This window comes from Epilithonimonas lactis, assembly GCF_900110605.1.
Classification (GTDB): domain Bacteria; phylum Bacteroidota; class Bacteroidia; order Flavobacteriales; family Weeksellaceae; genus Epilithonimonas; species Epilithonimonas lactis.
The window spans coordinates 41,700-61,712 of record NZ_FOFI01000003.1; the positions used below are offsets into that span (position 1 = coordinate 41,700).

17 protein-coding genes and 1 tRNA gene are annotated in these 20,013 nt (G+C 38.6%); 5 read left to right on the top strand and 13 right to left on the bottom strand.

The window, feature by feature from the left end; translation table 11 throughout:
* Positions 1–4 precede the first annotated feature (4 nt).
* The 4 genes from BMW39_RS09775 to BMW39_RS09790 form a co-directional block, all read right to left on the bottom strand.
* Positions 5–1,033, bottom strand: coding sequence for a nucleoside hydrolase (locus tag BMW39_RS09775; protein WP_034976082.1), 1,029 nt, complete (start codon positions 1,031–1,033; stop codon positions 5–7).
* 225 nt (positions 1,034–1,258) lie between these two features.
* Positions 1,259–2,137 carry an alpha/beta hydrolase gene (locus tag BMW39_RS09780; protein ID WP_034974989.1) on the bottom strand — a complete coding sequence of 293 codons (879 nt, stop codon included), beginning with the start codon at positions 2,135–2,137 and terminating at the stop codon, positions 1,259–1,261.
* A 421-nt stretch (positions 2,138–2,558) separates the two neighbouring features.
* Entirely contained in the window at positions 2,559–4,853 is a 2,295-nt protein-coding gene (locus tag BMW39_RS09785) for a glycoside hydrolase family 3 protein (protein ID WP_034974991.1), read from the bottom strand.
* 10 nt (positions 4,854–4,863) lie between these two features.
* Complete coding sequence (locus BMW39_RS09790) at positions 4,864–7,131, bottom strand: TonB-dependent receptor (RefSeq protein ID WP_034974992.1); 2,268 nt, start codon at positions 7,129–7,131, stop codon at positions 4,864–4,866.
* 424 nt (positions 7,132–7,555) lie between these two features.
* Here BMW39_RS09790 and BMW39_RS09795 point away from each other — a divergent pair, with 424 nt between their 5' ends.
* Positions 7,556–8,308 (top strand): NUDIX hydrolase, encoded by a 753-nt coding sequence (locus BMW39_RS09795; RefSeq protein ID WP_034976084.1) that lies wholly within the window; start codon positions 7,556–7,558, stop codon positions 8,306–8,308.
* A 7-nt stretch (positions 8,309–8,315) separates the two neighbouring features.
* On the opposite strand, the gene BMW39_RS09800 is transcribed toward BMW39_RS09795, so the two are convergent.
* Positions 8,316–8,657, bottom strand: a complete 342-nt coding sequence (locus BMW39_RS09800; RefSeq protein ID WP_034974994.1) for a winged helix-turn-helix transcriptional regulator — start codon at positions 8,655–8,657, stop codon at positions 8,316–8,318.
* 124 nt (positions 8,658–8,781) lie between these two features.
* Between BMW39_RS09800 and BMW39_RS09805 the strand changes: the two genes are divergently transcribed.
* A complete protein-coding gene (locus tag BMW39_RS09805; RefSeq protein WP_034974996.1) occupies positions 8,782–9,843 on the top strand; it encodes an NADH:flavin oxidoreductase in 1,062 nt (353 codons plus the stop codon).
* 69 nt (positions 9,844–9,912) lie between these two features.
* Here the strand turns inward: BMW39_RS09805 and BMW39_RS09810 are convergent, their stop codons facing one another.
* The 8 genes from BMW39_RS09810 to BMW39_RS09845 all read right to left on the bottom strand — a co-directional run bounded on the left by BMW39_RS09810 (position 9,913) and on the right by BMW39_RS09845 (position 17,291).
* Positions 9,913–11,229, bottom strand: coding sequence for a PQQ-dependent sugar dehydrogenase (locus BMW39_RS09810; protein WP_034974998.1), 1,317 nt, complete (start codon positions 11,227–11,229; stop codon positions 9,913–9,915).
* A 569-nt stretch (positions 11,230–11,798) separates the two neighbouring features.
* Positions 11,799–11,885: transfer RNA gene (locus tag BMW39_RS09815), tRNA-Ser, on the bottom strand.
* A 47-nt stretch (positions 11,886–11,932) separates the two neighbouring features.
* A complete protein-coding gene (locus BMW39_RS09820; protein WP_034976086.1) occupies positions 11,933–12,949 on the bottom strand; it encodes an asparaginase in 1,017 nt (338 codons plus the stop codon).
* A 226-nt stretch (positions 12,950–13,175) separates the two neighbouring features.
* Positions 13,176–14,132, bottom strand: coding sequence for a D-2-hydroxyacid dehydrogenase (locus tag BMW39_RS09825; RefSeq protein ID WP_086045770.1), 957 nt, complete (start codon positions 14,130–14,132; stop codon positions 13,176–13,178).
* Between the two features lie 261 nt (positions 14,133–14,393).
* Positions 14,394–14,795, bottom strand: coding sequence for an LNS2 domain-containing protein (locus tag BMW39_RS09830; protein WP_034975001.1), 402 nt, complete (start codon positions 14,793–14,795; stop codon positions 14,394–14,396).
* Between the two features lie 218 nt (positions 14,796–15,013).
* Positions 15,014–15,997, bottom strand: a complete 984-nt coding sequence (locus tag BMW39_RS09835) for a hypothetical protein (protein ID WP_034975003.1) — start codon at positions 15,995–15,997, stop codon at positions 15,014–15,016.
* Between the two features lie 20 nt (positions 15,998–16,017).
* The gene (locus BMW39_RS09840) at positions 16,018–16,545 is read right to left on the bottom strand and encodes a hypothetical protein (protein ID WP_034975005.1); all 528 of its coding nucleotides are present in this window, start codon (positions 16,543–16,545) and stop codon (positions 16,018–16,020) included.
* A gap of 47 nt (positions 16,546–16,592) precedes the next feature.
* Positions 16,593–17,291: a hypothetical protein gene (locus BMW39_RS09845; protein WP_034975007.1), complete on the bottom strand. Its 699-nt coding sequence runs from the start codon at positions 17,289–17,291 to the stop codon at positions 16,593–16,595.
* Positions 17,292–17,459: 168 nt separating this feature from the next.
* On the opposite strand from BMW39_RS09845, the gene BMW39_RS09850 reads away from it, so the two are divergent.
* Genes BMW39_RS09850 through BMW39_RS09860 form a run of 3 tightly spaced genes read left to right on the top strand, consistent with a single transcriptional unit; the run spans position 17,460 to position 19,962 of the window.
* Positions 17,460–18,851: an APC family permease gene (locus BMW39_RS09850; RefSeq protein WP_034975009.1), complete on the top strand. Its 1,392-nt coding sequence runs from the start codon at positions 17,460–17,462 to the stop codon at positions 18,849–18,851.
* 15 nt (positions 18,852–18,866) lie between these two features.
* Complete coding sequence (locus BMW39_RS09855; RefSeq protein ID WP_131474306.1) at positions 18,867–19,310, top strand: DUF6896 domain-containing protein; 444 nt, start codon at positions 18,867–18,869, stop codon at positions 19,308–19,310.
* Positions 19,311–19,338: 28 nt separating this feature from the next.
* The gene (locus BMW39_RS09860) at positions 19,339–19,962 is read left to right on the top strand and encodes an HD domain-containing protein (RefSeq protein WP_034975012.1); all 624 of its coding nucleotides are present in this window, start codon (positions 19,339–19,341) and stop codon (positions 19,960–19,962) included.
* Positions 19,963–20,013: the final 51 nt, after the last annotated feature.

Genomic DNA, 20,013 nt, shown 5'->3' on the forward strand with positions numbered 1-20,013 from the left:
TTTTTTACTTTTTGTTATTGAATAATTTTAGTTTTGAGTAGAAATCTTCGAACATCAGTCGTGTGTCGAGTTGGGTGTAGACTCTGATGTTCCTTCCTTTCGGATTGTATTCGTACAGTCCGCTATCATTGATTTTTGGAGCATTTTTAATGACGTAAGAACTCGATGACGGGTCGGCTTCAAATGAGGATTGTAAAGCCGTTAGCAAAACCAAAGGTGAATCTCCCATTATGTAAGTTTCACCGATTTTCAGATTGAATTTCTGAACCATTTCCATTAAATCCTCGATTTTCTTGGTTAGATAAGCTCCTGTTTTTCCTTCTGGTTTTACTTTCGTTACGAGTTCTGCGTAAGACATCAAAGTTTGTCGGTATGCATTCCTCGGAATTTGCCAAATATTTAAATTCGATTCGTTGAAAACAACCTGTGCTGCTTTGATATCGATTCCTAAATTATATTCTAAAGGTGTGTAACCTGGAGGTGGTGTTGCCAAATCGGGATATTCAGGACCTCCAATCCAAACGACAACAATTTTGTCGGCGATTTTTGGTTCCATAAGATAAGCACTCGCCACTTCCGTCAAACCTGCGCCACAAACGATGAATAGAGGATTTTTCTCATCCGCTTTCATCGCTTCTGCAACAATGTCTTTTGCTCCTTCGGAAATATTGGGTGTTTTCAAATCTTTCAATGGGTCATTGGAACCTTGCAGAACGTTGAATCTGTTTTTTAAATTCATTACTTCCAACGTTTCGTTGATTTTCTTCACCGCATTTTCCGCGGTAATATTTGATTTATCAAAAGCATCGCCCGGTTTCAAATGAGAACCGATAATTCCTCTAATTTCTGTAGAAGGCGAAAGAATCTGATGAACGAGTTGAAACAATCCGTCGGGGTCGCCGCCAAAATCGTTGTCGACGATGACGCGATAACGGGGTTTTATGTATTTATCCATTTCTGAAATCACGGGAGGCGACTGTGCGGACACAGCCATTGCCGCGAAAAAAGAAACGATATTAAAAAATGATTTCATTCTTTTAGGTTGAACCACAAAAGGCACAAAAGTTTTTTGACACATTAGTCACATCAGATTTAAGTTTTAAAACTTTGAAAATAAAAGAACACATTAGCTGAAAATCAAAGATTTTCAAAAGCTTTTATGCTCTTTAAAAAGTTTAGTGTTCAAACTTTATAATTAAAAAAGCTTTTGTGACTTTTGACTTCGTCGAATCTTCGATTTGTGGTTAAATTTTAAGGTTTATAAAAACTTGTGGAATTTCAGCCAGTCTAAATACACATCCGACCATTTGTCAACAGGCAGATTCTGTTTTCCCATTCCGAAACCGTGACCGCCTTTTTCGTAGATGTGAAGTTCGGTGGGTTGTCCTGCTTCCAGCCATTTATTGTACAACAAAACTGATTTTGGAGCGAGTTTCAACTGGTCATCACTTGCAGCACAAATGAACATCGGAAGTGATGCTTTTGGAATTTCAGTATCTAAAATCTCCTGACTTGGTCCGCCATAAATCGAAGCTGCGAAATTCGGTAACGTTGAAGAATCTTTGCTGTGAAGAACGCTTTCCAAAATCACACTTGCCCCAGCAGAAAATCCGATAACACCTAGTTTTTCAGGATTGATGTTCAGTTCTTTTGCGTGGTTTCTGATATAAGAGATTGCAGTTTTGATGTCCTCGCCTGCCATTACTTTGATAGGAGCTGTATTTGCATCAAAAGCTTTTCGGTCTTTGATGTTTTCCATCATTTCTTTGGCTGGGTCGTTGGATTTTGTTTCCAGTAATCTGTATTTTAAAACGACTGCCGTGATTCCGTTTTCTGCCAATTTTTTGGCGACATCAATTCCTTCTCGGTTGATGGATAAACTTTGAAAACCACCACCCGGAGCAACTACGATTACAGTTCCGTTCGCCTTTGCCTTGTCGGCTTCGAACAATAACATTGAAGGTTGCGCAACGTTGAAAACGACTTCCGTTTTAAACAATTCATTGAATTGCTGTGCTTCTTTCTGTGTCCAGTTTTCTGTTCCCGGCGCTTTTCCTTTGTATAATGGAATTGATTTTTGAGCGTTGATGGTGCTTAATCCTAAAAGGAATGCACTTGCTATGATTAATTTTTTCATTTTGATTTAATTTTAATTTTAACGCAAAGAGCGCAAAGTTTTTTTTGATTATTAAAATGTTTTTAAGTTCGCGAAGGCGTTCTACTCAGCTAAGACAAACAATTAGATAACAGTTAGTTTGTCATTCCGTAGGAATCTAAGCTCAGTATTTCAAATATCATTGTTGAGATTCCTACGGAATGACAAAAATGCCGTTGACTTATCTCAATAATTTTAACAGCGAATCTCATGCAGCCCGACTTGAGTGGAGCTCTTTTTGTTATTGCGATTGCTGAAAAGTTCAACTTGTTGACCAGTTTCTTCGCAATGACAAAAAAGCGGGAACGGAAGGCGGAAAAGCTGCCCAAAATATTCTAGTAAAAAGAAATGAGACCGAACACAATGCCCGGTCTCAAGACATCAATTAACCTATTTTGATGAACTATTGCTTATGATATTTTTGAGTCCTGGTATCTTTAATCACACCAGACCAGTTCATTCCGTACCCGAAATCGTAGTTGTGACCTTCGGCATCTTTGTGCGTTTCCATATCGTAAGGAACGTCTTCTTTCTGCTTTTCAACCGTCGCCATATTTGCTGGCATCTGAAGCGGAAGCAATCCTGAAGGTTCGTATTTTCCGGTCACAATATCCACAACTGCCTGATTTGACACGTTGAAATTCATCAGAATTGCGTCTGCGTGTTTTTCAAATTCATTAAAAATCATCGGCTTGGAAGCGGTGATAGAAACGATGACAGGTTTTCCGTTCATTGCCTTGTAAGCATTTTCAATGGCTAACAAATCTGTAAAATTGGTCGCTGTAGAAGTTTTGTTTTTGAAGGTTCTGTCGTGTACATTCGGTGCAACAACAGGGTCTCCTGCCGCAATACTTTTTTCACGGGCTTCGGTTGCGGTGTACGTTTGGTATTGAAGAGAAATCGGAACGTAGCCGTTTCCGCCTTCTTTGGCGTCGATGTCGCTGTAACCGCCTTCTTCGCTGTGCGGACTTTTCACAAAAACCAAGGCAAAATCAGCTTTCGCAGGGTCATCGGTCACATTAAAATGCTGCTTCAATTTTTCAATATCCACAGGATATTCCAAAGATGGTCCGGTGTAAATTCCCCACCAGTTGAACGTTGCCGGAGAATATCGCTTCGGAATGTAAACCGTTTTTCTTTCCTTAATAGGAAGAATATTGGCTTTGTTTTTCAACATCACGATAGATTTTACCTGAGCTTCGTAACCCGCTTTCATAAATTCAGGATTACCAACGATTTTTTTGCTTTCTTCTGTGTTTACATAAGGATTTTCGAACAATCCGGTTCTGAAGAAATTTCTCAACAGACGAACTGCCGACTGCTCAAATTTTGCACGGTAGGCTTTTTCGCCGTGTTCTTTTACACCCATTTGATAGGCTTCCAAAACAGGGGCTTTGTCGTTGTTTCCTCCGAATTGGTCAACACCCGCTTCCAAAACTTTGTAATGACGTTCTGCAATGGATAATTTTTCTGCACCCCAAGGTTTTCCGGCAAATCCACCCGGAGATTTCGGTTCGTCTGCGGTGATGAGCCAATCAGTGCAAACTACGCCGTCGTATTTATATTTTCCACGCAGTAAATCGGTGATTAGATATTTGCTGTAACCGTTTCCAACGTTTTCTCCGTTTTTCGTATCCTGATTGAAACTAATCGTGTAATAAGGCATTACCGCAGAAGCTTCTTTGGTTCCGCCATTCAGTTTAAAAGCCCCTTCAGTAAAAGGTTTTACGTGATTCTGAAAATTATTTCCCGGATAAACGGCGTATTTTCCCATCGCCCAGTGACCGTCACGTCCGCCCTCTTCGGGTCCGCCGCCTGGCCAATGTTTGACCATTGCGTTTACGCTTTTGCTTCCCCAACCGTTTTTGCTTCCGATAGTTGTCTGGAATCCGTCGATGTAACCTCTTCCCAAATCTGCGGTCAGGTCAGGACTTTCCGAGAAAACGTAAGCAATTCTGTACCAACGGGGTTCTGTTCCCAGGTCGATTTGAGGAGATAAAGCCGTTGAAATTCCTAACGCTCTATATTCCTGAGCGGCAATGTTTCCGAATTTTTTCACCAATTTCGGGTCGAAAGTTGCGCCCATTGCCAAACCATCTGGCCACAGGGAGATTTGTCCTCCAGCTCCTTCATTGAATTCTGCCGTTACCGTTGCCGAATGTCTCGGGTCCGTACTGTTGTTGGCAGGAATTCCCAATCCTAAACCTTCGATGTAAGCCTGAATATTATTGCTCCATTTTGCTGCAATTTCCGGAGATTCTACTGTCGTTACCAAGACGTGACGAAGATTATCGTCCTTTAAAAATTTCTTCTGCTGGTCTGTTAAATCGAAAGCTTTGGCGCCACTTTCTATGTAGAACATTCCGTTATATTTTCCTGCTCTAAAGCCTTCTGCAGGTGCCGGAACCGATTGATGACCGCTGTACAACATCAATCCTGCAATCTGTTCCACCGACATTTTTGAAGCTAAATCTTTAGCTCTTTCGTCAACCGGAAGTCTCCAGTCTTCGTATTTGTCGAGTTTTCCGTTTTTGTTTAAATCTTTGAATTTATTTCCTGCAACCGTCAAAATCTTCACTCCTGAATCTGCAGAATATCCTAAAACCGGACCTTTGGAATTGGTTACGGTCTGAATGTTTTGTGCAGACGCTGTTAGTCCTAAAAATAATGTGGCAACATTTAAAACTGTTTTTTTCATTATTAAAATTTTAGAAATTAAAGCTTACAGAAAACTGTCCTGTCAATGGCATAATATACGTTCCCGTCAACAGTTTTCCGTAGTACGGATTGGCATCGGTAATCAGTTCGGCTCCGTTAATGGTTCCGCTCGCTCCTCTTTGGTTCAGGAAGTTGATAACCGTTGCACCAAGGTTGATGTTTTTGTTCACCGTATAACTTACTCCACCGAAAGTTTCCCATCTAGGAGCGAAGTATAAAGCATTCGTAAGATTTGCATATTGTTTTGAGAAATATCTGAAACTTGCCCAGAATCTCCATTTATCAATCATATAACTTGGGTCGATTTCCATCAACACCTTAGCAACTCCCAAAACATTGTTGTCGTTGTAATCGTAAGCCGTTCCGAAAGCATTGAAATTGAATTTCTTATAAACAGGATTTTGTAAAGTCAACAAATAATGTAAATTAAATCCTTTGAAAGGTTTTACCACAAAATCGGTTGTCAATCCAATGGTCTGAATATCATAGTAAACCGTAACATTTTGAGCCTGAGTTGTGTTCGCTGGGTTAACCAAGTTGTATCTGTTCAGGTTGTTATTCTTTTTAAGATAAGTTGCCTGAGAAATCAACTGAATGTAATCTGTATTCCAGAAAATTCCCAACGCTCCCAACGGACTTTTGATTTTATTGGTATTCGGTTCGAAAGCCTGAGAATAACTTTCCAGTCTTCTGTTTTCCTCGGTATATAAAGCGTTTGCGATAACACCGAAGTTTTTGCTGATGTTGTACGTCGCATTTAAACTACCTCCAATCTGGAAAAAGCTTTGATTGATTTGATTAAACTGGCTTGGGTCTGTAAAGTTGAAACCAACTGTTCTCGGTGTTAGTGAATATTCTCCGTCTAAGATCTGGTTTTTCAAATGCAAACCGTAGCTTAAGTTGAAATTATCAGAAACTTTCCATTCGTCTGTTCCGTATACTGAAAGTTTATTTTCCGTTCCACTGTGGAACTCACCTCCTGCATTATAGTTGTAAAATCCGTCTGCATCCGTTGTCGGGCCAATCAATCTTTGAGGCTGTGGTTCAGTAGTCTGGAAGAAAAACGACCTGTTCGACGTGAATTTATCGATGTTGTAATACTGTTCTAAAACTCCAACCGTCACATTATGATTTCCCAATTGTTTGTTCAGTGAAAAACGTCCGGCAATATTGGTAATCGGTGTTGAAGGCGTGTGCATTGCCAGCTGCGTTCCCACTGCTCCGGTGTAGGCCTGACCTGTTGAAGCAATCGTGTAACCTGAAGTCGCATCAGCATTGAAAATACTTAAAGGAATAATGTTGGAAGATTTCGCGGTAGCAAAGTGTGCTCTAGTTGAGAATTTGAAATTCCAGCCATTGTTCAGTAAGTAATTACCGAAAATATCGATGTTGTGAGAAGTATTTCTGCTGTCATTTCCGTCCATATTTGCCCAATAGGTTTGTCCGGAAAAGATGTCTTTCATTTTGATTTGCCCGTCTCTCACCACGTAAGAATCTCTACCAATTCTGAAATTGTCGAGCTCAGTTACTTTACCTTCCTGTCCGTATTGGAAAACGGCGTAATTGGTAATGCTGTAAGAATCTGCGTATTTGTATTGAATCGAGATTTTTCCTTTATCATCATTAAAATATTTAGTCACACCTGCTCTGAAAATCTTTGTTTCATCTACATTTCTTGTAAAACCCAATTTATAAGTGCTCGGGTCGAAGTTGGCAAAAGCACCAACGGTGTATGTCCAGCCATTTTTAGAAATCGGTCCGGAAACATTCACGTCACCCTGTAGCCAACCGAAAGTACTCGTTGTGAACTTTCCTTTTAATTTAAAATCTTTGGTTCCGGTTTGAGAATAAGAGTTTACTGCAAAACCAAGGTCGCCCATTGTGTTTGCTAGTTGGTCCATTTTCAATAATCCGGTTTTTTCCAAGCTTACACTCTGTCTCCAGGTTTTGTTGGGAAGTTCAGGCCAGAAGAAATAAACGGCAGGCAAATCGTTTTCGAGAATCGTGATTCCTCCCACTGTTGATGGCAAACCGATATTCACGTCCCTTGGACTTGTGTTATTGGCTGCATTCAACATTACGTTTCTGTTGTTGTCTTCTTTAGAAGAAGTAGTTACAGTTTTTACGCCTTCTTCATTTTTTGCAGCAGCATTGATTGCGGTTTTCACTGCAAGACTGTCAGTCTTTTCCTGTCCAAAAACTGTGGCGAAGGAAAGCATCAGTCCGAGAGCTGAAATTTTAGTTAAAGATTTTCTCATTTCCAGTTATATATATTTTAATTTTCTTCAGCATTTAATATCCATTCAATCATCATATTTGATTATTGATACAGATAATCCTGTTGTAATTATTGCCAATAATATTGTTGTCTAATTGAATATAACCTTCAACTTTTGTTTGAAACGGCAACTAATTTCATTGCTTCATATTGAAACATTACAATAGTACATTCTTTATTTTAATTGAACAAATAAATATTAATAAAACTTAACATTGAATATATTATACTGATATTCAAATTATTATAACTAAATTTTTAAATTGATTTTCATTGATTCAAATAGAATCAATGAAAATATTATGTTAAATCATCACCAAAAAATGATTCGATTTCTTAAAATTTGCTTTTCGTCAATTTTTTTATTAATATTTTTGTAACATTGACATCAGAAACTAATGAAAATGGACTCTAAGGAATTAATCTCACAACGATCGAACGAAGCAAAAGAAATATTTCTCCCGAACCTTTCTGCAGACCCGGTGATTTTTGGATTTGACCAAAACGAACTGAAAGTTCTCCTGCTGAAAATGAATTACAGAAAACTATGGTTTTTGCCTGGTGGCTATGTCAAAAAGGAAGAAGACTTGGACGACGCCGTAGTGAGAATCTTGAGAGAAAGAGCTGGCGTGAACGCCGTTTCTTATCTGGAGGAGTTTGGTGTTTTTGGAAAAAAGAACAGAAGCGAAGGTTACTTCGAAGACTTTGATGAGACCTTGTTCCACAAACAAAGGTTTATCACAATTGGGTATTACGCGTTATACAATCCATCTAAAATCGATTTGACGGTGGACGAATATAGTGAGAGTTGCGAATGGATCTACCTCAGCCAACTTCCTGATATCGAAATGGCTATGGACCATAAAGAGATTGTGGAAAAAGCTTTGCTGACATTGCGGGAAAAAATCTCAATCAAGCCAATCGGCATCAATCTTCTACCAGAAAAATTTACGCTGTCTGAGCTCCAAAAATTATACGAAGCCATTCTCGGAAAAGAACTTAACCGAGGAAATTTCTATAGAAAAATAAAGAATCTGGGAATTCTGAAAAAACTGGACGAACAACGAAAAGGTGGTGCGCACAAAGCGCCGGATCTTTACTCTTTTGATGAGGAAATTTACAACAAAGCTCTTGAAAACGGTTTAATCAGTTGGTAATATTTAATTAGGTCAAAGCATTTTCAGTTTTCATATCATATTCTGATTCCCATTTTTCCAAAAGGTCGAGGATGGGAAGAAGCGCCAGACCTTTTTCTGTAAGGCAATACTCTACTCTCGGCGGCGTTTCCTTGAATTCTTGTCTCGTTAAAAGATGATCAGTTTCCATTTCTCGCAACTGATCTGTCAAAACTTTTCTGGAAATCACAGCAATTCGTGCGGCAATCTCACCGAAGCGCAATTTTCTATTGTTGATGACCAGAACGATGATCGGCTTCCATTTGCTTCCCAAAGCCGACATTGCCTTTCCCAGAGGGCAACTGCAACCTAATGTTTTCTGCTGTCTCATATTTTACCAATCTTTTTATTTTCATTTGTTACCGCCAAGTTACCACTTTTTTCATTCACAAGATACAAATCCGAACTATTATTAGTTACTTTGTGTAACAATTAATCAAATAACAAAATTTAGAATGAGTTTAGACGCATTATTCACGCCGTTCACATACAAAAACCTTCATCTCAAAAACAGGATCGTAATGGCTCCAATGACAAGAGCCTTTTCCGACAATGGTGTTCCAACGCAACAAATCGCAGATTATTACGCAAGGAGAGCCGGCTCAGAAGTTGGATTGATATTATCGGAAGGCACCGTCATCAACAGACCTGCTTCCAAGAATATCCAAAACATCCCGGATTTTTATGGAACAGAAGCTTTGAAAGGTTGGAAAAACGTGATCGATTCTGTTCATCAAAATGGCGGAAAAATGGGACCGCAGATATGGCACGTTGGCGACACAAGAAGTTCCCCAGATTATCCAACAACCGAGATGGAAAAGGCTTCGACAATGACTTTGGAAGACATCCAAGATACAATTTCACAATTTGCAGCATCAGCCAAATCGGCGAAAGATCTAGGGTTTGATGTGCTTGAAATCCATGGCGCACACGGCTACTTGATCGACCAATTTTTCTGGGAAGTGACCAATACAAGAACTGATGAATATGGTGGAAAAACTTTGAAGGAAAGAAGCAAATTTGCTGTCGATATCATCAAAGCAATGAGAGCTGCAGTGGGACCAGATTTCACAATCATCATCCGACTTTCCCAATGGAAACAGCAGGATTACAAAAGCAGACTGGCAACGACTCCAGAAGAAATGGAAGAATGGCTTGTACCAATGAAGGAAGCAGGTGTGGATATTTTCCATTGCTCACAAAGAAGATTCTGGGAGCCGGAATTCGAAGGTTCTGACCTTAATTTTGCAGGTTGGGCGAAGAAATTGACAGGACAACCAACCATCACAGTTGGATCTGTGGGACTAAACGGTGATTTTATGGGCGCCTTTGCAGGACAAGGTTCTGAGAAAAGTGACCTATCAGAATTATTAAAAAGATTAGACCGCCAGGATTTTGACCTTGTAGCTGTTGGAAGAGCCATCTTGAGCGATTACGAATGGGCAAAGAAAGTCAAAGAAGGTAGATTTGATGAGATCTCAGATTTTGCTGGAGAGAGCTTAGGCATTCTTTATTAATTATTAAAAAATAAAAAAAGTCGGCATACTTGAGTGTGCCGACTTTTTTTATAATATTATTCTAAATTGTTACTTGGTCTTAGAAACTCTCCAAACTATTCCACTCACATCATCTGCGACCAGTAAAGATCCATCGGCAGTTTGAAGAACACCAACCGGCCTTCCGTAGACATCACCTTTTGCCCCATTGGCTATAAAACCTGTAAGAAACGGCTGGTAAGAACCGGAAGCTTTGCCATTTTGAAATTGAACAAACGCTACCTGATAACCTACAAGCGATGAGCGATTCCAAGAACCGTGCTGTCCTATGAAGGCACCATTCTTATATTTCTCCGGAAATTGGGAGCTTGTGTAAAATGTCAAACCGAGAGATGCCGTGTGACTTCCCAAAGGAACGTCTGGCACAATAGTTTTAGCAACCAGATCAGGCTTTTCTCCCTTTCTCCTAGGATCTTCATTCTTTCCGAAGTAGGCATAAGGCCAGCCATAAAACTCATTTTGTTTCACACTGGTCAGATAATCTGGTACCAATTCATCGCCAAGCTCATCTCTTTCGTTTACAACGGTCCACAATTGCCCGGTGACAGGATTCCAACTCATCCCTACTGGATTTCTAAGGCCAGCAGCATAGATCTTCTCGCCACTTCCATCAGGATTAATTTCTAAGATATTGGCACGTCGAACTTCGTATTCCATTCCATTTTCTCCCACGTTGCTACCAGAACCCACTGAAATATAAATTTTTGACTGATCTTTATTAGCGATTAGATTTCTTGTCCAGTGATTATTGTAGCCGCCAGCGGGAAGATCCACGATTTTTTTGCCTGGTTTTGTTATCTTTAGATCGCCAGCTTTGTAAGGATAAACATAGAGACCATCTGTATTAGCAACATAAAATTGATCTTTGATGATGAGCATTCCATAGGGCTGATTCAAATTGGTAAGAAATACAGATGATGTTTCAGGTATACCGTCTTTGTTGGCATCGCGGTACAGAATGATCCTGTTGGCTGATTTGCCGCCGACCTCAGCATCGCTTTTTCCACTGATGTCGTTTTTAATTTTGTCCGCCGTGGAACGTTCAGAGTTGGAAAGCACAACGAAAACATCTCCATTTTCGCCTTGAATTATATTTCTCGGGCTTTTGATATTCTCAGCAAATCGGGTTACAGTAAAACCTTCTGGGGCTGTTGGTGTTTTATCTTTGGGCCAACCTATGACGTTACTGAATTTATTCTTAGCACTTTTCTCATTGGGCGGCGGAAGTTTTAGGGTATCACTTTGGGTAACAGCTTCGTCACTCTGTCCGGAACCATCTGTCTCTTTTTTATTTTCTTTACAACTGAAAAAAAGCAGGGCAACTGCTGGTAAAAGGTAATTTTTCATAATTTTTAGGGTCTGTGATTAAACAATCGGTTAAATACAAATATCAGACCTCACGCCCACCTCGTTTTCGTTGAACCAGTTTTGATTTTACATATATAACAAAAAAAATCCCCAATAGAATTGGGGATAAAAACTAATAACCATGAAAACCTTGTAACAAAATTTCCACTACAAAAGTAGGCAATTGTGTATCAAACACCGGTGCTGAAATATGTTAAATGTATCGTAAAAAATAGATTTAAATCTTAAATTTTCGTTAAATACAGCTTATTAAAGTATAAAATAGCCTTTGCCTTCATTATTAAAAAAAATAAAATAATTGTCAGGATTGAGCCAAATCATAAATAATTGTGATTTTAATAAATAAATTTGCTTATTCCTTTCAGAGGATTTTTCATCATTTGTGTTTTTTAGCTTCCCTTTTGGGAAGCTTTTTTATTGGGATAAAGTCTCTAAAACCAAATGATAAATTACCTAAAAGGGAACGTGTAATTTATCTTCGAAGTAATTTACGTCAAATCACAAAAAAAAGCCTTACTAACAAAACGTTAGCAAAGCTTTTAAGATTGCAGAGAGGAAGGGATTCGAACCCTCGGTACAGTTACCCGCACACTAGCTTTCCAGGCTAGCTCCTTCAACCACTCGGACACCTCTCTATTTGAGGTTGCAAATATAATGAAATATCTGAATTCTCAAAAGATTATTAAAATTCTTCTGTGATTTCTCCCGAAATATTTTCAATGAATAGTTCTGAGAAGCTTCTATCGTACTTTGGATTGTTCAAAATATGCATTGCTTTGGTAATGGCAGACTCTGCGGTCATATCTTTTCCACTGATGGCGCCAATCTTCGTAAAGATATTGCTGTTGCTATATTTCCCGAAACTAATGCCTCCTGAAATACATTGGCTGATAACCACTACCTCAACGCCTCTATTCCTCAGTTCCTGCAAAACATTTTGCGTTTTCTCATTGTTAAAGATCGTTCCAGAACCAAAAACCTGCAAAATGATTGCTTCAGCCGTTTTAATTTCTAACAACGATTCGAAGTTCATTCCAGGGAAGATCCTGCAGAACAAAATATTCTCATTGAGATAATTATCGAGTTCGAATTGACCTTTAGGTTTCCAAAGCACATTCTTATCGACATTCAGATGAACGCCAGATTGCCCAAGGATCGGGTAATTTGGACTTTGGTAAGCATCGAAGAACTCCGCTGAATATTTCAGACTTCGGTTTCCGCGCAAGAGTTTATATTCGAAATAGACCGCGACTTCTTTGATGACCGCTTCGTCATTTTCATATAGACTGGCATAATAGAGACTTGTCAGGAGATTTTCTTTCGCATCCGTACGCAGATCTCCAATTGGTAGTTGTGAACCTGTAAGAATCACCGGTTTTCCAAGATTTTTCAACATAAAACTAAGGGCAGAAGCCGTGTAGGACATCGTATCCGTCCCGTGGAGAATCAGAAAGCCATCAAAATTGTCGTAGTTCTTGTAGATCCAGTCTGCAATCATCCGCCATTCCTGCGGACCCATATCGGATGAATCTACGGGATTCTCGAACGGATGGACGGAAACCTCACATTCCAGAAGATTCATCTCCGGAATCCTTTTGAAGATCGTGGAGAAATCAAACGGAACCAGACTTCCCGTTTCGTAATCCTTTTCCATTCCAATGGTGCCGCCGGTGTAGATGAGAAGTACTTTTCTATTCATAGGTAAATGCCAATCATTTGACAAAAGTTTGTTTCGAAGGTGAAAACTGCAGCCCGACTTGAGTGGAAATCCTTTTTTTGCTTGGTAGTAGCGTTGGCAAAAAAGATTGGGAACGGAAGGCGGAAAAGCTGCCATAAAATCCCAACAAAAGTAAAATTTTAATCTGAATGGTGAAAATAAAAAATGCCCGTTAAAAAACGAGCATTTTATTTATGTTTAAGTTAAATTATTTAACCAAAAGGATGCTTGCGATTTGATTCGCCAACTCCGTTCCAATTCTATCTTGAGCTTCCTCTGTCGCAGCTCCTGTATGAGGCGTCAAAGAGATCTTTGGGTGGTTCAAGATCTTATCAGAAGGCGTAGGCTCGTTCTCGAAAACATCAAGGCCTGCAAACGCCAACTTTCCAGAGTCCAACGCTGCAATCAAAGCATTTTCGTCGATCACACCACCTCTCGCACAGTTCACGATGGCTGCACCAGGTTTCATTTTGTCCAACTCGGCCGCGCCGATGATCGGGCCATCCTGAGCAGGGACGTGAAGCGTGATGAAATCTGAATGCTGGATCAATTGCTCCAACGGCTCAGTCTCGATCTCCACATTGATGTATTGGCTGTTGTAGAAATCCACTCTTACGCTCGCTTTCCCGATTCTCGTATCAGAAGCGATCACTTTCATTCCCAGTCCAAGCGCAATTCTTGCCACTTCTTGTCCAATTCTTCCGATGCCGACGATCCCGATGGTTTTACCTCTGAGTTCGATTCCAGCTTCGTATTTTTTCTTAAGTTTTGCAAACTCGGTGTTTCCTTTCACTGGCATTTGTCTGTTCGCATCCTGCAAGAATCTGCAACCTGAGAAAAGGTGTGCAAAAACCAATTCTGCCACAGATTCCGATGAAGCTGCAGGCGTGTTGATCACGTGTTTTCCTTTTTCTCTCGCGTAAGCCACTTCGATGTTGTCCATCCCAACGCCACCTCTACCGATGATCTCTAGACTTGGGCAATTGTCCACCATTTCCCTGGTCACTTTTGTCGCGCTTCTTACAAGCAGAACAGTCACCTGATTTTCGTTGATATAAGTAATTAGATCTTCCTGAGCCACCTTTGCAGTGATCACCTCGAATCCGTTTTCTAATAGCGCATTGATCCCAGACTGCGTCAATCCGTCATTTGCAAGTACTTTCATTATAAATTAATATTTTTAGGGAGAACATTTCTGTTCATTGATTGTTTTAGGAGCTATTTGACTTTGTCGAATGTCAAAACTATTTTATTTTTTGGAGCCATTTCCTGCTATCCGCTATATCTTTTTTGTTTCCGGTGACCGAGCGTAGTCGAAGCTATCACTAACAAAAAAGGATGCCGCTACTATCAGGGCTATGGGTTTTGTCATCAAATCAAAAATTCCCGAGCATTGAACGCGGGAATTTTTTAATTTGAAATATTTTTAGTCGCGAAAAACTTCTATGGTCACTTGTTTCTCAACCATATCTGTGAATTTTCCTTTGTATCTCGTTGCTTTTACCAGGTGGTTATCGATCCAGTGATAGTTTCCGCCTCTTGGTTTTCCTAGCAGTACGCTGTGGTATTTGAAGCCGTGCTTGTTCAACCAGGTTTCTGTCACTTCTCTCAGATCCTCAGTTCTGGAAGTGAAAAAACAGATCTGGTGACCTTCGTCATACCATTTGTTGATCGTTACCAAAGCGTCTGGAAAAGGCTCGCAAGTCACCATTCTTTCCGGCTCTTCATTAGGCACATCTTCTGTAATAGTTCCGTCGATATCGATCAGATAATTCTTGATATCGCCTTTCAGCATTGGGCTCAGGTGTTCTACGTATTCTAGTTCCATATCGTGTGTAAAATTGAAGTTGCAAAATTAGGCTTTTCTCTCTGAACTAACAAACTATTATCGAATGCTTAATGAAATCTTAATTTTATAGAATATTTTAAAGAAAAATTTACTTTTAGTTTTATCCAAATCATACGGTTGGATAAAAATATTAACCACAAATAATTTTCCGCATCAACAAAAAATGAGAATTAAAACACTGATACACGATGAGAAGATCACTTCATCTTTGACAAAAGAAACCGAATCTCTGTCATGATAGCCTCAAAAGGTTTTGTTTTTTTGGTCGCAGAAACGATTGTCAGATGTCTGTACTTGTTTGGATCTGTTTTCTTAGAGAAAAGCATATTGAGCGATGTTCCTGTATAGATGCCGTTGGTGTAATGTTTTGTGACCTCAAAATTGTGAAATAGGTCAAGATTCATTTTCTCATACGGAATCACCCACAAAAATTTGGTGTAGACCATCCTGTCTTTAAGATTAAAAATCTTTCGGGTTGAAATAATGATCAGAAAAACAAAGGCCGGAATTCCCGTTACAAAATCTATAAATCCTATATCAGAAGTGCTTTTCGACTGCAAATTATAAAGCTGATAGAGAAATGCTAAACAGAAAACAACAAACAACACTAAATTAAGTTTGTTTGTCTTGATCAACTCAAATTCGTTATCATCAATTGATTTAAAATAAACCAAATTATTGAAGCCAAGTACTTTCTCTTCTACACTTTCCGGAATTTGACTGAGCCAATTTTTATCGATGAGACCAATGAGCTCTTGGGTATTCTCAGAAATATTTTGATATTTCATTCCAAAGAACATCAAGTTTATGACGTTTGAAAATCTATCGGTTTTGTCTATAATTTTGTAATTACTTCTATCAAGCTCAATGTTTTCCGCCTCCATCTTCAACTTTTTGTAGAAGAATAATTTTTTGTAAATCTTCTTTTCGACCCAGGAAAAATGGTAGGAAAAATGGTACAAAATGAGAACGATTGGAAAAAAGATAACAATATTGATCAACAAAGAATAAAAGACGAGCTTCAAAACTTCTTCAATAATAAAATCATCTGAGATAAAATACATAAGCGGAACTAGCGCTATCAGAAGAAATAGCAGAAGATAGACCAAAATAGAAATATACCCTCGTAAAGGATATATTTCGTAGGCTTTTCCATCATTCACAGATTGAAATTTTGTCATTATTTTTATTCTAAAATTAATTATTCTGTGCTGTAATCGCCATCTTTGCCATCCGTAGCAGCATCTTCCTGAGACACGCAAAACAACCTGTGATGGAACTCATAATCAGATTTTGTTCGCACCGTTGTTGGTGCAGGTTCTAATAAATAAGAGATCACACCTTTCGGGATCATCTGCGTAGCTTTTGGCAAGATCTCGACATCGATAGATTTTTCCTGTACTTTCTCCTCCGGGGGATTTCCGTAAACGTAGGTCACAATTCCTAAAACTTCTGTCGATTCATTGATGACGTAGCATTTCCCACTGCCATAAGTGAAACTTTGGGTAGGAAAAACCATCACTTTTTCCTCGCTGGTAGTACAATTTTTGATGACATAAATTTTCGGGCAGAACATGTAGATCAGGATTCCCAGCGGCACGATGACCAAGAATGATTTGCGTTTGAAATCTTCCTTGTCATATTTGTTTTCCACAAAAAGAAAGACACCATAAATAACAGCCGCCAAAACAGCCAGTGAAATGTAGAATGCAGTTGCAGTAATGATCATATTAAAATTGTTTTAGGTTTAGTTTTATTGAAATTTCTTTTCGAATGTTATAGTGAAAGAGGAATGAAAACCACTCCAGCTAGTTGATAGCCTTGGATCAGAGTGGTCCATTTTGGCATTTCTGCAATTTTTGAGTGCAATGCTTTTTCTGTTTCCTTAGGCAAAGCCAGAAGCGACAGATTTTGCAAAGTTGCTTTTCCATCACTATCAATTTCCAAAGTAAGAACGACATCTTTGGAAGCCAATGTTTTTCTTAAGATTGGAACAAGATTTTTCTCGGACCATTTATTCAACTCCGCAGTACCACCAGGAAATTCCGGATGAATTGGCTGGTTGTTTTTAAATTTTGGAGGCAGATCCTTCGGAAAATCAGCGAGATCAAATTCCTTTTTCACGAGCATCAATTTTCCTTTGTTGTTGGGAGCATAGACATAATGATTGAGTGTTGCAGGTGTTTTCGTTTGGTTGAATTCTATGAAATGTAACTCACTGTCGTTCTTTCTGTAAATGCCAAGATAAGTTTCCTTCGCCAACTTTTTGTCGAAAACCCTTGCAATATGTTCGATCTTTTCATTTTGCTTTCCAACGACTTGATATCTGGTTTGTTCCGATTTTTCATCATTTGAAGTGACATCTGATATTTTAAACGTTGCGCCATTCAAGGTCACTTCTTCTCTGAGATCTTGTGCATTGACATTAGCAATAAAAAAAGCTGAAACCAGGATAGTTGACAAGTATTTTTTCATTTGTGTATAAGTTTTTATCAAAAATAATATTTTAAACGATATTTATGATAAGAATTTCTTGGAAATATTATTTATTTGACATTAATAAAGCGTGTCAACAACTTTTAATTCACTCGCCGTCATCAAAATACCAAAGATGTTTTTATATTTGATGAAGAATAAAAAACTATGGAAAAGAAACTCAAACTTTGGGACGCAGTGATGATCGTGATGGGATCGATGATTGGGAGCGGGATTTTTATCGTGAGCGCCGATATTATGCGGAATCTTGGTTCTGGCTATTGGCTGATAGTGGTTTGGCTTATTACGACCGTGATGACCGTTGCGGCAGCAATCAGCTACGGCGAACTCTCGGCGATGTTTCCAAAAGCGGGCGGACAATATACTTACATCACGGAAATTTTTGGAAAACCGATGGGATTTCTCTACGGTTGGGGAATGTTTACGGTGATTCAAACCGGAACGATTGCAGCAGTGGCAGTGGCTTTCGGAAAGTTCACGGCTTATCTCGTTCCTTCGTTAAATGACGCTGCACCAATTTTCCAAAGTGGCGAATTTCAAATTACTTGGATTCAGATCCTGGCGATTGTCGTGATTCTGTTCCTGACTTTTGTGAATACGAAAGGTGTACAATTCGGGAAGATCTTGCAGAATGTTTTCACTTCTTCAAAAATAATTGCGCTCCTTGGATTGATCATTTTAGGTTTTATTTTGATCGATAAATCCAATTGGAGTTCGAATATGAGTTTTGGTTGGGACGCTTTTCAAAACCTGAAACAAACGGAATGGACGGGAATATCCGGCGCAACAATCCTTGGCGGAATCGCAGCAGCAATGGTTGGTTCCGTTTTTAGTTCGGTTGCTTGGGAGAATGTGACTTTCATTTCCGGCGAGATCGAGAATCCTAAAAAGAATGTTGTGAAAGCCATGATCTTGGGAACTTCGGCTGTGATGATCCTTTATCTTTTGGTGAATTTCGTTTACCTGAATGCGCTCGACAGAGATTCTATCGCCTTTGCAGCGAATGACAGAGTTGCGGTTTCTGCAGCGGAGAAAATGTTCGGAAATGCAGGAACGATCATCATCGCCATTTTGGTGATGATCTCGACTTTTGGTTGCGTGAACGGAATTGTTCTAGCTGGCGCAAGGGTTTTCCAAACGATGGCAAAAGATGGTTTGTTCCTAAAATCAGCCGTTGAAAACAACAAAAACGGCGTTCCAGAAAAATCCCTTTGGATGCAGGGAATTTGGGCTAGTTTGCTTTGCCTGAGCGGACAATACGGGAATCTTTTGGATATGGTTTCCTTCGTGATTGTTCTATTTTATATGTTGACCGTTTTTGGTGTGATTTACCTAAGAATCAAAAAACCTGAAATGGAAAGAGGTTACAAAACCTTCCTTTATCCTTTCACACCCGCACTTTACCTTTTGATTGGAACAGCGTTTTGCATTTTGCTTTTGATTTATAAGCCAGGTTACACGTTGCCAGGATTGGGATTGATCTTGCTTGGGTTGCCGGTTTATTTTTTTATTAATAAGAAAAGTGAGAAGCTTCAGTAATTGAATAAATATTTTATGCAGGAATTACAAGTAGCAATTATTGTCATACAAGCTTTTGAAAAGAAAGCTCTTGAAATGATAGAAAAATTAGCTAAAGAATTTCATATTGACTTATCTAACGAAAATCCATTTAAAAATCTGCTGAGTATTGAAAACAATCTCAGAAAGGGAAATCTGAAAGAAAGCTGGACTTACTGGTTTCATGGCGACGCCTGTGATTTCAAAAATATTGAAACAGGACAATTCCTCCACGTTAAAATTAATAGAGCTGGAAATTTTGGAACAATTGATGAACATTATCTATATGAATTTCTACAAACAAGCAAATCATTAATACACATAAAAGAACTAATAAAGACAGAAAAAAAATTCAGTGAGTTACTAAATAAATTAATAGAGAAAGGAATTCTAGTTAATATTGATGCATTCCCATTCAGAACAATAATTTTAAAACAGTAATATCTAAGTAGTTGATAATTTTATTTTTATGCCTAATAAACTTAATGATATTTATAGAGAACTAATCTCCAAGTTTTCCAATGACGAAAAACTGAAACTTGATTATTGGCAAGAAATTGAAAAATCATATTCTCAAAAAAACAGAAAATACCACAATTTCGCTCATCTTGAGAATATGATTTTTGAATTGGAAAATGTGAAAGATGAAATTTCAGATTTTGATGCTCTGCTATTTTCAGTCTTCTATCACGACATTGTCTATAAAGCAACATCAAAAGACAACGAAGAAAAAAGTGCCGAAATTGCAAAGAAATGCTTAGAAAAAATCAATATTTCTAACGAAAGAATAATCAAAATCTACAATCAAATTCTTGCCACAAAATCTCACAAAAAAAGTGATGATTCTGATACCAATTTTCTACTCGATGCAGATTTAGCAATTCTTGGAAAAGATTGGAATGCTTATGAAAATTATGTTCGACAAATCAGAGAGGAATATTCAATCTATCCGGATTTTCTTTATAAACCTGGTAGAAAAAAGGTTCTAACTCATTTTCTTGAATTTGAAGAGATTTTTAAAACGGATAATTTTAAAGAAAAATATGAGAAAATTGCAAGAGAAAATATCAAAAGAGAAATCTCAATATTGTGATTATTGAATGTACATAACAAAGTAATATGTCATTCTGAAAGAATCTCAACA